The 13,020-nt window shown below is 49.1% G+C and carries 14 protein-coding genes and 4 pseudogenes; 10 read left to right on the top strand and 8 right to left on the bottom strand.

Going from position 1 to position 13,020, the window contains the following annotated elements; translation table 11 throughout:
* Positions 1-90: 90 nt before the first annotated feature.
* Entirely contained in the window at positions 91-1,269 is a 1,179-nt protein-coding gene (gene purT, locus ACLD11_RS16165) for a formate-dependent phosphoribosylglycinamide formyltransferase (protein WP_134944732.1), read from the bottom strand.
* Positions 1,270-1,399: 130 nt separating this feature from the next.
* Here purT and yebG point away from each other — a divergent pair, with 130 nt between their 5' ends.
* From yebG to ptrB, 4 genes are all read left to right on the top strand, one after another.
* A complete protein-coding gene (gene yebG, locus ACLD11_RS16160; RefSeq protein WP_000257726.1) occupies positions 1,400-1,690 on the top strand; it encodes a DNA damage-inducible protein YebG in 291 nt (96 codons plus the stop codon).
* Between the two features lie 67 nt (positions 1,691-1,757).
* Positions 1,758-2,111, top strand: a complete 354-nt coding sequence (gene yebF / locus ACLD11_RS16155) for a protein YebF (protein WP_411015107.1) — start codon at positions 1,758-1,760, stop codon at positions 2,109-2,111.
* Positions 2,112-2,204: 93 nt separating this feature from the next.
* The gene (locus tag ACLD11_RS16150) at positions 2,205-2,864 is read left to right on the top strand and encodes a tellurite resistance TerB family protein (RefSeq protein WP_000024707.1); all 660 of its coding nucleotides are present in this window, start codon (positions 2,205-2,207) and stop codon (positions 2,862-2,864) included.
* A 212-nt stretch (positions 2,865-3,076) separates the two neighbouring features.
* Positions 3,077-5,128: an oligopeptidase B gene (ptrB, locus tag ACLD11_RS16145; RefSeq protein WP_411015106.1), complete on the top strand. Its 2,052-nt coding sequence runs from the start codon at positions 3,077-3,079 to the stop codon at positions 5,126-5,128.
* Positions 5,129-5,164: 36 nt separating this feature from the next.
* Here ptrB and exoX read toward each other — a convergent pair whose 3' ends face one another.
* The 3 genes from exoX to ACLD11_RS16130 form a co-directional block, all read right to left on the bottom strand.
* Positions 5,165-5,863, bottom strand: a complete 699-nt coding sequence (exoX, locus tag ACLD11_RS16140; RefSeq protein ID WP_411015105.1) for an exodeoxyribonuclease X — start codon at positions 5,861-5,863, stop codon at positions 5,165-5,167.
* A gap of 23 nt (positions 5,864-5,886) precedes the next feature.
* Positions 5,887-6,543, bottom strand: coding sequence for a carbon-nitrogen hydrolase family protein (locus ACLD11_RS16135; RefSeq protein ID WP_000100257.1), 657 nt, complete (start codon positions 6,541-6,543; stop codon positions 5,887-5,889).
* A 107-nt stretch (positions 6,544-6,650) separates the two neighbouring features.
* Positions 6,651-6,881, bottom strand: coding sequence for a DNA polymerase III subunit theta (locus tag ACLD11_RS16130; RefSeq protein WP_316987690.1), 231 nt, complete (start codon positions 6,879-6,881; stop codon positions 6,651-6,653).
* Between the two features lie 137 nt (positions 6,882-7,018).
* Between ACLD11_RS16130 and yobA the strand changes: the two genes are divergently transcribed.
* Genes yobA through ACLD11_RS16115 form a run of 3 tightly spaced genes read left to right on the top strand, consistent with a single transcriptional unit; the run spans position 7,019 to position 8,639 of the window.
* Entirely contained in the window at positions 7,019-7,393 is a 375-nt protein-coding gene (gene yobA / locus ACLD11_RS16125) for a CopC domain-containing protein YobA (RefSeq protein ID WP_000168393.1), read from the top strand.
* The gene (copD, locus tag ACLD11_RS16120) at positions 7,394-8,269 is read left to right on the top strand and encodes a copper homeostasis membrane protein CopD (RefSeq protein ID WP_411015104.1); all 876 of its coding nucleotides are present in this window, start codon (positions 7,394-7,396) and stop codon (positions 8,267-8,269) included.
* Positions 8,270-8,285: 16 nt separating this feature from the next.
* On the top strand, positions 8,286-8,639 hold the full coding sequence (locus ACLD11_RS16115) for a YebY family protein (RefSeq protein WP_183059916.1): 354 nt from the start codon (positions 8,286-8,288) through the stop codon (positions 8,637-8,639).
* Between the two features lie 361 nt (positions 8,640-9,000).
* Here the strand turns inward: ACLD11_RS16115 and ACLD11_RS16110 are convergent.
* A pseudogene (locus tag ACLD11_RS16110) lies at positions 9,001-9,185 on the bottom strand (integrase); the annotation flags it as partial.
* An 86-nt stretch (positions 9,186-9,271) separates the two neighbouring features.
* On the opposite strand from ACLD11_RS16110, the pseudogene ACLD11_RS16105 reads away from it, so the two are divergent.
* Positions 9,272-9,459, top strand: a pseudogene (locus tag ACLD11_RS16105) (hypothetical protein).
* A 32-nt stretch (positions 9,460-9,491) separates the two neighbouring features.
* Positions 9,492-9,891: pseudogene (locus ACLD11_RS16100) on the top strand (transposase); the annotation flags it as partial.
* Between the two features lie 7 nt (positions 9,892-9,898).
* Here the strand turns inward: ACLD11_RS16100 and ACLD11_RS16095 are convergent.
* A pseudogene (locus tag ACLD11_RS16095) lies at positions 9,899-11,006 on the bottom strand (IS4 family transposase).
* 727 nt (positions 11,007-11,733) lie between these two features.
* Here ACLD11_RS16095 and ACLD11_RS16090 point away from each other — a divergent pair.
* Positions 11,734-12,291 carry an Ail/Lom family outer membrane beta-barrel protein gene (locus tag ACLD11_RS16090; RefSeq protein WP_411012356.1) on the top strand — a complete coding sequence of 186 codons (558 nt, stop codon included), beginning with the start codon at positions 11,734-11,736 and terminating at the stop codon, positions 12,289-12,291.
* A 291-nt stretch (positions 12,292-12,582) separates the two neighbouring features.
* Here the strand turns inward: ACLD11_RS16090 and ACLD11_RS16085 are convergent, their stop codons facing one another.
* Both ACLD11_RS16085 and ACLD11_RS16080 read right to left on the bottom strand, forming a co-directional pair.
* Positions 12,583-12,672 carry a PagK family vesicle-borne virulence factor gene (locus ACLD11_RS16085; RefSeq protein WP_183059757.1) on the bottom strand — a complete coding sequence of 30 codons (90 nt, stop codon included), beginning with the start codon at positions 12,670-12,672 and terminating at the stop codon, positions 12,583-12,585.
* The coding region (locus ACLD11_RS16080) for an integrase core domain-containing protein (RefSeq protein WP_411015103.1) at positions 12,663-13,020 on the bottom strand (358 nt) is incomplete at its 5' end. The genes ACLD11_RS16080 and ACLD11_RS16085, both read right to left, overlap by 10 nt.

Genomic DNA, 13,020 nt, shown 5'->3' with positions numbered 1-13,020 from the left:
TGCCCGATGGCGCTTGCTTATCGGGCTTACGAGTGGCGATCAGGCAGGTCTGATAAAAATGCGCTAACGTCGCCATCAGGCGATGGCGCATTAGCCTTTTACCATCACGCGGCTGGCGGCCTTTTTCGCTCTTATCACCGCTTCTTCAACGTTTTCACCTGTCGCTAACGCTACACCAAGACGACGGGTGCCGTCGATCTCAGGCTTACCAAACAGCCGTACCTGCACTCCGGCCCCTACCGCCGCGTGTACATTATCAAACGTCACATTTTGACTGGTAAGCTGCGGCAGAATCACGGCCGAGGCAGCGGGACCATACTGGCGAATAGCGCCTACGGGCATTCCCAGAAAGGCGCGCACATGCAGCGCAAACTCAGAGAGATCCTGAGAAATCAATGTGACCATTCCGGTATCGTGCGGGCGAGGGGAGACTTCGCTGAAAATGACTTCATCGCCACAGACGAAGAGTTCAACGCCGAACAGACCATGACCGCCTAACGCCAGTACCACATGACGGGCAATCTCTTGCGCCCGCTTCAGCGCCAGTTCGCTCATCTGCTGTGGCTGCCAGGATTCGCGATAGTCGCCATCTTGCTGACGATGACCGACCGGCGCGCAGAAATGCACGCCATCGACGGCGCTAACGGTGAGCAGCGTAATTTCAAAATCAAATTTAACCACGCCTTCCACAATCACGCGACCCGCGCCAGCGCGTCCGCCCTGTTGAGCATACTCCCATGCCTGCGCGAGCTGTTCGGCCGAGCGGATAAAGCTCTGGCCTTTGCCGGAAGAGCTCATGACCGGTTTGACGATGCAAGGAAAACCCACTGCGGCTACCGCATCATGAAAACTGGCCTCACTGTCGGCAAAGCGATACGTCGATGTCGGCAGTCCTAATTCTTCTGCGGCCAGGCGACGGATCCCTTCGCGGTTCATCGTGAGCTGCGTTGCACGAGCGCAAGGCACGACATTCAGTCCTTCTCCCTCCAGTTCACGCAGCGTATCGGTGGCGATCGCTTCTATTTCCGGCACGATATAATGCGGTTTTTCCTCTGTAATCACATGACGTAGCGCCTCGCCGTCCAGCATATTAATGACGTGTGAACGGTGAGCCACATGCATGGCGGGAGCATCAGGATAGCGATCGACGGCGATAACCTCGATCCCCAGGCGTTGGCATTCAATCGCCACCTCTTTTCCCAATTCTCCTGCCCCTAATAACATCACCCGCGTTGCTGCCGGACGCAGCGCAGTGCCTAATAGCGTCATATTTCTGTCCCCTTATTTACCTGCGCGCAGTATATACGAAAACGTTTGCGTATGTCTTTTCGAATAGATTGCTTTTCTTGCCGCCTTGCAATATACTGTATATAAATACAGGTGAATAAGAGGCTGCAAAATGGCGGTTGAAGTTAAATACGTAGTCATTCGCGAGGGTGAGGAGAAGATGTCATTTACCAGTAAAAAGGAAGCCGACGCCTGGGACAAAATGCTCGATACTGCCGATCTTCTTGATACCTGGCTTGAGCAGTCGCCAGTCGTGCTGGAAGATGGGCAGCGCGAAGCGTTGTCGCTGTGGCTGGCGGAACATAAAGAGGTGTTAAGCACTATCCTCAAAACCGGTAAGTTGCCTTCTCCGCAGGCGGTTGAAAAGGACGCCGTGAGTAAAACGAAAAAGCAAGCCGCCTGAACCCGTACTTGCGCTCCCGGCGTTTTGTACCATGCTTTTCCTGAATCATTGTGCTAAGGAGAAAAGTATGAATAAAAGAGGAGCGTTGTTGAGCCTGCTGTTGTTATCCGCCAGCGTATCGGCATTTGCGGCATCCACCGAGAGTAAATCGGTTAAGTTTCCGCAGTGCAAAGGGCTGGATGCCGCGGGGATTGCGGCAAGCGTGAAGCGCGACTACCAGCAAAATCGTATCGTGCGGTGGGCAGACGATCAAAAAAAGGTCGGGCAGGCTGACCCGGTCGCGTGGGTTAATGTGCAGGACGTTGTGGGTCAAAATGATAAATGGACAGTTCCGCTAACTGTTCGCGGTAAAAGTGCCGATATTCATTATCAGGTCATCGTTGATTGCAAAGCCGGCAAGGCGGAATATAAGCCCCGCTAGCAGCGTAATTTGCGCTTCTTTTGCCGGAACAGACAATTCCTGACATCCCCTCAGGTACTCTTGACCATTATTGGTCTGTATTTGAGGGGTACTATGGCTAACTGGTTGAACCAATTACAATCACTTCTTGGGCAAAAAGGTGCTTCCGCATCGCCTTCCGGTGAACAGGGGTTAAATAAACTGCTGGTTCCCGGCGCGCTGGGCGGTCTGGCTGGACTGTTGGTCGCCAATAAGTCTTCGCGCAAATTATTAACCAAATACGGTACTGGCGCTTTGCTGGTGGGCGGCGGCGCGGTGGCGGGTTCCGTATTGTGGAATAAGTACAAAGATAAAGTACGCGCTGCGCATCAGGGGGAGCCGCAATTCGGCAGCCAAAGTACGCCGCTGGATGTTCGCACTGAGCGACTGATCCTGGCGCTGGTTTTTGCTGCAAAAAGCGATGGGCATATTGATGCCAAAGAACGCGCGGCGATTGAGCACCAACTGCGAGAATCAGGTGTGGAAGAGCAAGGGCGTGTGTTTATCGAGAAAGCTATTGAGCAGCCGCTTGATCCACAACGTCTGGCACAGGGTGTTCGCAATGAAGAAGAAGCCCTGGAAATCTACTTCCTGAGCTGCGCCGCCATTGATATTGACCACTTTATGGAACGTAGCTATCTGAATGCGTTAGGAGACGCACTAAAAATTCCTCAGGAGGTTCGGGACGGTATCGAGCAGGACTTGCAGCAGCAAAAACAGGCGCTACCAGGCTGATAACCTGCCATTAAGTAACATGTTTCGCTTGCATCATGCGTGTCTTTTGCCACCCTTATAGGATGGATAGTTTACGTCATTCATGTTGCAGGATAGCGGCGAAGCAGTGACATCTCAGGCGCTTACCGAGGTGAGCGACCGGGACTACCATGCTACGCCGCTGTGTTTGCCGCGTGATATATAACAAATATTAACGCAAAAGAAAAAACGACATGTTGCCAAAAGCCAATCGAATTCCCTATGCCATGACCGTACATGGCGATACGCGCATTGATAATTATTACTGGCTGCGAGATGACACTCGCTCGCAGCCGGAAGTCCTTGATTACCTGCATCAGGAAAATGAGTATGGCCGGAAGGTCATGTCCTCTCAGCAGGCGTTACAGGACCGCATTCTAAAAGAAATTATCGATCGCATCCCGCCCAGAGACGTTTCCGCTCCGTATGTGAAAAACGGCTATCGCTACCGTTATATCTATGAACCCGGCTGCGAATATGCCATCTATCAACGACAATCGGCGTTAAGCGAAGAGTGGGATGTGTGGGAAACCTTGCTCGATGCGAACCAGCGGGCCGCGCACAGCGAATTTTATACGCTCGGCGGACTTGCCATTACGCCGGATAATACCATCATGGCGCTGGCGGAAGATTATTTATCCCGTCGTCAGTATGGGTTGCGTTTTCGTAACCTCGAAAGCGGTAACTGGTATCCGGAACTGCTGGATAACGTTGCGCCTGAATTTGTCTGGGCCAATGATTCCCTGACCCTTTACTATGTGCGTAAGCATAAGAAGACGCTGCTGCCCTATCAGGTTTGGCGGCACACGATTGGCACTCCGTCATCGCAAGATGAACTGGTATATGAGGAGAAAGACGATACCTTTTATGTCAGCCTGCATAAAACCACTTCGCAGCATTATGTGGTGATTCATCTTGCCAGCGCCACCACTAGCGAAGTGCTATTACTTGACGCGGAACTGGCCGATGCCGAGCCGTTTTCATTTTTACCGCGCCGCAAAGACCATGAATATAGTCTCGATCACTATCAACATAAGTTTTACCTGCGTTCTAACCGGAACGGTAAAAACTTTGGGTTGTACCGTACCCGCGTGCGCAATGAAAACGCCTGGGAAGAGCTGATCCCTCCGCGTGAGCATATTATGCTGGAAGGGTTTACCCTGTTTACCGACTGGTTAGTGGTCGAAGAGCGTCAACGGGGGCTTACCAGCCTGCGGCAAATTAACCGTAAAACCCGTGAAGTGATAGGCATTGCCTTTGACGATCCGGCTTACGTGACGTGGCTTGCCTATAATCCCGAACCTGAGACCTCCCGGCTGCGTTACGGCTATTCTTCAATGACGACGCCAGATACCTTGTTTGAACTGGATATGGATACCGGAGAGCGACGGGTACTTAAACAGACGGAAGTGCCTGGGTTTGATTCTGGCTGTTATCAGAGCGAACACCTGTGGATCACCGCACGCGACGGCGTCGAAGTGCCGGTATCGCTGGTTTATCATCAGAAGTATTTTCGTAAAGGGCAAAATCCGCTTCTGGTTTACGGCTACGGATCTTACGGTTCCAGTATTGACGCCGACTTCAGCAGCAGCCGACTGAGCTTGCTGGATCGTGGCTTTGTTTACGCAATCGTACACGTTCGCGGCGGCGGTGAGCTGGGGCAGCAGTGGTATGAAGATGGCAAATTCCTCAAAAAGCGGAATACTTTTAATGATTATCTTGATGCCTGCGATGCCTTATTAAAACTGGGTTACGGTTCGCCGTCGCTGTGTTATGGGATGGGCGGGAGCGCGGGTGGAATGCTAATGGGCGTCGCTATCAACGAACGCCCCGAGCTTTTCCACGGCGTTATTGCCCAGGTACCCTTTGTTGATGTATTAACCACGATGCTGGATGAGTCGATCCCACTAACGACAGGAGAGTTTGAAGAGTGGGGGAACCCGCAGGATATTGAGTATTATGACTATATGAAAAGCTATAGTCCTTATGACAATGTCAAAGCGCAGGACTATCCGCACCTGCTGGTGACGACAGGATTGCACGATTCCCAGGTGCAATACTGGGAACCGGCGAAGTGGGTGGCAAAATTACGCGAGCTAAAAACGGACCAACGTCTGCTGCTGTTATGTACGGATATGGACTCCGGGCACGGTGGTAAGTCGGGGCGGTTTAAATCCTACGAAGGCGTCGCGCTGGAGTTCGCCTTTTTAATCGGCCTGGCGCAGGGAACCTTACATAGCGCATAGACGCGCGAGCTCGCAACGGCTTGTGAGCGTCGCGGGTTATTGTGGTGTTCGATTGCTGCGTTGCTCGCCAGCCTGAACATCTTCCAGGTAGTGTTTAAGCGTCAGGCGAAGTTCCGGGCTCATATTATCAAGGTTATTAAAAAGCCAGCGTAAATAGCCCGGATCGCGTTTTGCGACTTCAGACACCGCCTTACCGCGGTATTTACCGAACGGGAAAGTGGTTAACAGCGCAGGACGGCCCGTGATATTGACCATTTCTTCCGCGGTCCAGCCGGTGGTTCGCATAATATCAATCAGCAAGGCGGCGGTGATATAGCAATCATAAAGCGCCCGGTGATGATGCAGCCCCGGCGGCGTTTGTACGCTTAGTTTACGCGATTTATAGAGCGCCATATTGCTGTATTTTATTCCCGGCCACAGGTGTCGCGACAACTTCATGGTACAGATCCACTCACCCGGCAATTCAGGTAATACGCGTCTGTCGAAACTGGCATTGTGAGCGACATACCACTCACTACCGTAATAAAGCGGTATGACATCTTCAATCCACGGCTTATCGGCGACCATGGCTTCGGTAATACGGTGTATCGCCATCGCCTGCGGCGTAATAGGGCGATCGGGGCGTATCAGGTGACTCATGGGATTGACAATGTTGCCATCAATGACGTCAACAGAGGCTATCTCTACGATCCCACCCTGCAGCCCGCAGGTTTCCGTGTCTATAATCCGCAACATGATTCATTCCTCACCGAAAGACCTTAGCGTAATGGAATGATATCGCCTTGCCAACCCTCCGTTGTGCGCAGACCCGTCAGTAATAGCGAACCGCAATCAGCACGAACAATAAGTTGTCCGCTTTCATCCCACAGCGCGCTACTGCCACAGGCATTGGCCATCAGTACGGCCAGCGCATATTTATGCGAAAAACGTTGTAAGCGTGAGGTAGAGGCATGGAGTTCAGGCTCGTTAAGACATTGACTGGTTGTGAATAACGTAAATGAGGGATCTATATCACCACCTTCTGGCTGCTCATCCACCACGTTGATAGCGCTACGCTGCCTGGCAATACAGGCGCCATGACTTTTGTGAAACATGAGTGGCGATGTTAGCCATGGGGCAAAAATAGCGATGCCTTTTACGAAGCGGCAGTTATGCTCAACAGGCATACCCACAATGATAGTCATATGGTGGGTATCGGCCGCATGAGTGAGCGGCTGTAAAAGCGCCTCGTCAGGCGGGGCGGGCAACGATTTATTTCTTTCGTCGCAGCCTAATAGCGACAGTGACGGAAAGACCAGCAGTTCGCACTGTTGACGAGCCGCAAGCTCAATATATTCCAGATGATGGGCGACATGCTCCGCCGGCGAGGCGTTCAGGGGCGCATACTGCGCAGCAGCAATTTTCCAGGAGGACATAATGACTTCCTTTTCATAGTCTCTACAGCCATTCTAAAAAGCATAGGTTAAGAATCGCCTTATAATGTAGTCGTCTGCATGTAAGGAAGTGTAACGTTATATAATTTTTATTTAACTTTGGGTTCGTAAGGGAGTCGGGATAGTGATACGGAAGCCAGACGATGGGCAATCAGCCGCTCGCGAAACCAGGGGCGTAGATGCTCTGGCTGCTCACGTTCGACCACCTCCGCGACAACTGGCATATTGTAGCGCTCTTTAAATGCCACCCCGGCTGCCGCCAGGTCCACATTGACTTTATCCATTTCCGCTTGTTCAAGCTGAGCCAGATTCGTTTTCATACGCGTCTCCTTTTTTGTTGCCGCCAGAAGGTACTAAGAGTCCGCGGTAATGGCAAGATGGAAATGATGATCCTCGACTCATTGATTGTTGAAGGTTATTCTTTGTAACGTAGGTATAACAAAAAGGAATAGTGAATATGGCTTCTTCTGCACCATCGCGACGTTTAGCTTTACTGCTGCTGGCATCGACATTTGCGACGCCAGCGGCCTGGGCACATGCGCACCTGACGCATCAGTATCCAGCGGCGAATGCTGCCGTTACGGCCTCGCCACAGGCGCTGACCCTGAACTTTTCTGAAGGGATTGAGCCAGGATTCAGCGGCGCAACCATTACTGGCCCTCAGCAAGAGCTCATCAAAACGCGCCCGGCAAAGCGCAATGAACAGGATAAAACGCAGTTGATTATCCCGCTTGAACAGCCGTTAAAATCTGGCGCTTACACGGTAGACTGGCACGTTGTGTCGGTGGATGGACATAAAACAAAAGGGAAATACACCTTCAGCGTGAAATAAATGATGCTGACATTCGTCTGGATAACTCTCCGATTTATTCATTTTGCTAGTTTGATGCTGGTCTACGGCTGCGCGCTTTACGGCGCCTGGCTGGCACCCGCATCAATTCGTCGTTTAATGACGCGTCGATTTTTACATCTGCAACGACATGCCGCCGCCTGGAGCGTTATCAGCGCGGCTTTTATGCTGGCGATTCAGGGCGGACTGATGGGCGGCGGCTGGCCCGATGTTTTTTCCGCCTCGGTGTGGGGCGCGGTACTGCAAACCCGCTTTGGCGCGGTCTGGATATGGCAAATTATCCTCGCGCTGGTCACGCTGGCGGTGGTAGTCATTGCGCCGGTAAAAATGCAACGACGGCTTCTTATTCTAACCGTTGCTCAGTTTATCCTGCTGGCAGGCGTTGGACATGCGACGATGCGCGATGGTGTAGCGGGAACATTACAGCAGATTAACCATGCTCTGCATTTGCTCTGTGCCGCAGCCTGGTTTGGCGGGCTGTTACCAGTGGTTTATTGTATGCGCATGGCTCAGGGACGCTGGCGTCAACATGCTATTAGCGCCATGATGCGTTTTTCTCGTTATGGTCACTTTTTTGTGGCGGGCGTATTGCTTACAGGCATTGGCAACACGCTATTTATCACGGGATTTACCGCTATCTGGCAGACCACCTATGGACAGTTGCTTTTGTTAAAATGTGCGCTGGTGGTGCTTATGGTAGCAATTGCGCTGACGAATCGGTATGTTCTCGTACCGCGTATGCGACAGGAAAATCCCCGGACTGACCTATGGTTTGTCAGGATGACGCAAATTGAATGGGGAGTTGGAGGCATAGTTCTGGCGATCGTCAGCCTGTTTGCAACCCTCGAACCTTTCTGATGGACTGGCATAACGAATGAAAAAAATACTCCTTCCGGCGCTTCTGCTGGCCACTTCGGGCGTAGCGTTGGCGGCGCCGCAGGTGATTACCGTAAGTCGTTTTGAAGTAGGAAAAGACAAGTGGGCGTTTAATCGGGAAGAGGTCATGTTGACCTGTCGGCCTGGCCAGGCGCTCTATGTGATCAACCCCAGTACGCTGGTGCAGTATCCCTTGAATGCCATTGCCGAACAGCAAGTAGCGGAGGGTAAAACGCGCGCTCAGCCTATTGCCGTCATTCAAATCGATAACCCGGCGAAGCCCGGTGAAAAAATGAGTCTGGCGCCGTTTATCGAACGTGCGGAAAAGCTTTGTGATCCATCCAATAACTGACTGATTTTTGATAAAAAACCGTAAACCTTCACGAAAAGACTTACGGTTTTTTTAGCTCTGATGACAGACAAAACGCCAGGTTTTTTCAATCACCTTCGTCACAAACTGGAAAACCTGGCGTCGTCATCTATTCTTAAAGGGCAAGGCGATTTAGCCTGCATTAATGCCAACTTTTAGCGCACGGCTCTCTCCCAAGAGCCATTTCCCTGGACCGAATACAGGAATCGTATTCGGTCTCTTTTTATTTTCATTACAAATCAAACAATTAAAAACGCTTGTCCGAAAATGTCCGAATTTCTGTATTCGCTCTTTTTTCTTTATATCACAACAAAATCTGATTTAACATTTTTAAAACAAAAAATTAGAGCATCATGTATGCCTTTTCGTCTCGCTCATCAAGGTACATTTTGTTGTGTTCTCGGAAGTATGCCCCAGGAGTTTCTGAGCAAACCCTTCCCCGTAAGCATCTTTATACAGTCGTCCGGATAAGCTGCGGATCTCGTGAAACGGCGGTGGGTTTACACTGAAATTTATTCCGGTCAATTTGAGACTGTAATTTAAATTGTGGTTTCTTGCACCGTGGCATTTTCTGCTTCGCCCTATACTATTTGCTTAGTCTTGCGGAGGTGTGAATGAAAGAAGGGTATTACTGGATTCAGCATAACGGTGTTTTCAGGTGACATACTATACGAACGACACAGTTGACGATCTGGAATCAGGACAGCTTATTGTCGGTGTCTGGCACCTGACAAGGGGCGATGATATCTGCCATAACGGCGAAGCAGAAGTGCTGTCGGGGCCGTTATCACCACCAGCTTAGATATTGAAATATGCTCAGACAAGCCCGCTACAGTCACCAGCGGGCTAAAAGCAGTTTATCAGGCTCCGACCGAAGAGGCGGCGCTGATGGCGCTGGATGCGTTCGCAGACGCGTGGGATAATAAGTATCCGCAAATCAGCAAAAGCTGACGTACGCACTGGGAAAAACTGAACACATTCTTCGGCTACCCGCCGGATATCCGCAAGGCCATCTACACCACGAATGCCATAGAATCGCTGAACAGCGTGATCCGTGCCGCGATTAAGAAACGCAAAGTGTTCCCGACGGACGACTCGGTGCGGAAGGTTATTTATCTGGCAATCAAGGAGGCGTCAAAAAAATGGAGTATGCCGATCCAGAACTGGCGGCTGGCGATGAGTCGTTTTATTATCGAGTTCAGGTGACCGCCTGAGCGCTGAGGGATCCCCATAAATCAGCGCTAATAAACCAACATCATATTCTGGTAGGTTCTGGCGAGGTGATTAAGAACGGTGCTTAGCACCGTTCAGACTGCTGACAAAGTCCGGGCTTTTCAGCCAGGACTTTATCAGTAGTCTGAGCACTATTGTGCTCAGTGTTGCCAGTAGGCTCAGTACCAGCACTCTTCCTGCCGAACGGCTGTAGCTGGCACGTAGGCCGAACCCAAAACGCTCACTTTTTTCATCCCTGAAGTTTTGCTCAATCTGCATTCGGCGACTGTATAACTTCATGATTTCTCGCGGCTTAAAGTTGTTTGTGCTACTGAATATTAACCACGGTTCTTTTGCCGCCGAGCGGGCATCTTTTATCTGTGATGGTCTGGCTATACCACAGCGAGAGCGTTTATTTTTCCGTCCTTTCGGTTCTTTTTTATGCAAATAAAAATGACCATCGCATCGGGTATATTTTGATCGGGCAAGCATTCCCGGCCCCAGATATTCCGGTTTAGTACTGGCCTGCAATTCCTGACGCCGGAACCAGTATTCCCCCTTGCTGTCCAAACGCATCCGGACATTGCCTCTGATGCGTCCGATAAAATCCCAGCCGAGAGATTTTATGTGCCGGAACCAGTCATTTTGGAACCCTGCGTCCGTGACGATGATGACCCTTGCTTTTGGGTTTACCGCCTCGAAAAGAGTATTAAGAAAAGCTTGCTGTACCTTTGCGTTTTGCTGCTTTTCCGAAGGAGCTATCCAGCTCAGCAAGGGTAGCGAACGTCCATCGCAAATCAGGCTGGCACGGAGTACGTGATACTCCTGAGAGGGATACCCGTTCCAGTCAACAGCGATGACGCACAGTGATAGTCGGTTCGTCAGCATGGAAATAATATTTCTGAAAATCAGAGGGATATCGTGATGAAGAGACACATTACCGAGCAAAGGATCAACACGTTTTGTTTTATTTTTGACCTGAGCAGTACCTGGTAAATAACGTCCGATACTGGTCAGCGTCAGAGATGCGCCATTGATAAGTGCGATGGTGGCATCCAGCAAAGCATTTTGTCGATATTTGTGAAACGGAGCTAAAGCGCCGCAGAAAAAATTTTGACATACCTGGCGAGCAGACATAGAGGTGATCTCATTGAATTGGTTACACAAATCAGTAGATCACAAAACTCTATGTCTGTCTTTTTTTACCCGCCCATTACTGGGGATTCCTCAGTGCCTGAGCGATCACCTTTAATACAGTGGCAGTTACACAGAATTACGGACAAGCTCGAACCTTGCATTTCTCCGGGCGCAATACAAACGGTGTGCTGGTTATTCGCCAGGATATACTGTGTTCTGTCATCGTTCTGTTTAATTCCAATATCGCTATCACAGTATTAAATATTAATATTTTATGCTGTGATTATTCATTGTGAATGTAAATGATTTTAAAACAACATGAATAAAATTTTGTACTTAATGGTATTTGCTCTATTTTTAGAGCATAAATTATGTAATTGTTCAGTCAATAAATAAAATTTACATGCCAAGAGTTTACATCTCTAATCGAAATTTTTTAGAGAGTTTAAATGGCTGCGGGTTTGTGTAAGTCAAGTCCGCATAAAATGGAGTTGATTTATAATGTTGCTTTAGGCTCGCTTTGTGTTGTTTTTATTTTTATCACTTGTTTCGGTTGCGTTAATAACTATATTGAAATGTAAGAAATACAATGTAAATGAACAGGCAATAAGCTATCTCTTTCAGGCAGATTTTTCTGACCAGCAGAATGTTTATGTTTCTGTGTTGGACAGATGCTACTGGTGTTCATGAACACCATAATTAACAAGAGTAATCTTAAGGAATGGCTATGAAAAAAGAAGCATTAGTACTTATCTTATCTGCAGGTATTTTTGCCATAAATACTGCACAGGCAGATACCAACTCACTTACTGCTGGGTACTCACAAGGTAAAATGAACGCTGGTGGGAATATCCGTGGAGTGAACGTTAAGTATCATTATCAGGGGGATTTTCCTGTAGGGATTATCACCTCTTTAACTTACATGTATGGCAATGACAGCTCTTCTGGAACTGATGAGGATACCGGAGAAACCTACCATAATAAGTCGAATGTAAAATATGGCTCGTTAATGGTTGGCCCGACTTATCAAGTGACTGACTCTTTTTCTTTATATGCACTGGTAGGGGCTGCAATGCTTAAAGCAAGAGATAAGGAAAACGGTACCTGGGAGGATGGTAGTCCATACGCGGTCTCAGCGTCAGCCAATGAAAAAGCGCTGGCATGGGGAGCCGGTGTACAAATGAATCCCACAAAGAATTTTGTTATTGATGTGGGATATGAAGGAAGCCGTGAGCTCTTGACAAAAATTAATGGATTTAATATCGGTGTTGGATATCGCTTCTGAACCTCATAATTTATGCGGAAGATGTGTCTTCCGCATAAATTCATTATATGGTAACTTTTTTCAGGACATAATAAGCGGAGCTGATGATGAGAAAGCGCAGCTTGATGAGTGGAAAAAGTATTGTGCTTGAGTAAACTGTGTGAAGCCATCTAACTAAACCTGCCTGACCTGAACAGCCAGCCAGGATTTTATCATTTATCAAGAAAAATCAGGCCTTATTTATAGTAAATATGATAAAGACCTATTTATCATGGCTGATTATGTTTACCGATTAGTCTATTAAACCTGGAGTCAATAACCTCTGCAGATTTTAAACCAGTCTGAAGGCATGGGTACTCCGCCAGGCCAAAGATCATGTAAATAGACCCATTTTAGTCCCATGCTTTTTTTGAGATCCCGGCCAAATAATGGTGCTGTCGGTATTCCTCCGGTGTCATATTGTTCAGTGACTCATGCGGGCGTTCACAGTTATATTCTGATAACCATTTCTCCGTGATTTCCCGCACTTCATTCAGCGTTCTGAACAGATAAAAATCGAGTATTTCTGTACGGTATGTCCGGTTAAAACGTTTAATAAAAGCGTTCTGCGTCGGCTTACCCGGCTGGATAAACTCCAGTTTTACTGCATGTCTGTCTGCCCATTCAGCCAGCGTCAGAGAGATAAATTCCGGACCATTATCCATTCGCAGCATGACCGGATAGCCACGGTTTGCCGCGATCCTGTCGAGT

Source organism: Salmonella sp. 741265116_PST, from assembly GCF_046567715.1.
GTDB lineage: Bacteria > Pseudomonadota > Gammaproteobacteria > Enterobacterales > Enterobacteriaceae > Salmonella > Salmonella enterica.
Note: the sequence above shows the minus strand (reverse complement) of the source record. Positions and strands in the feature narration are given on the sequence as shown.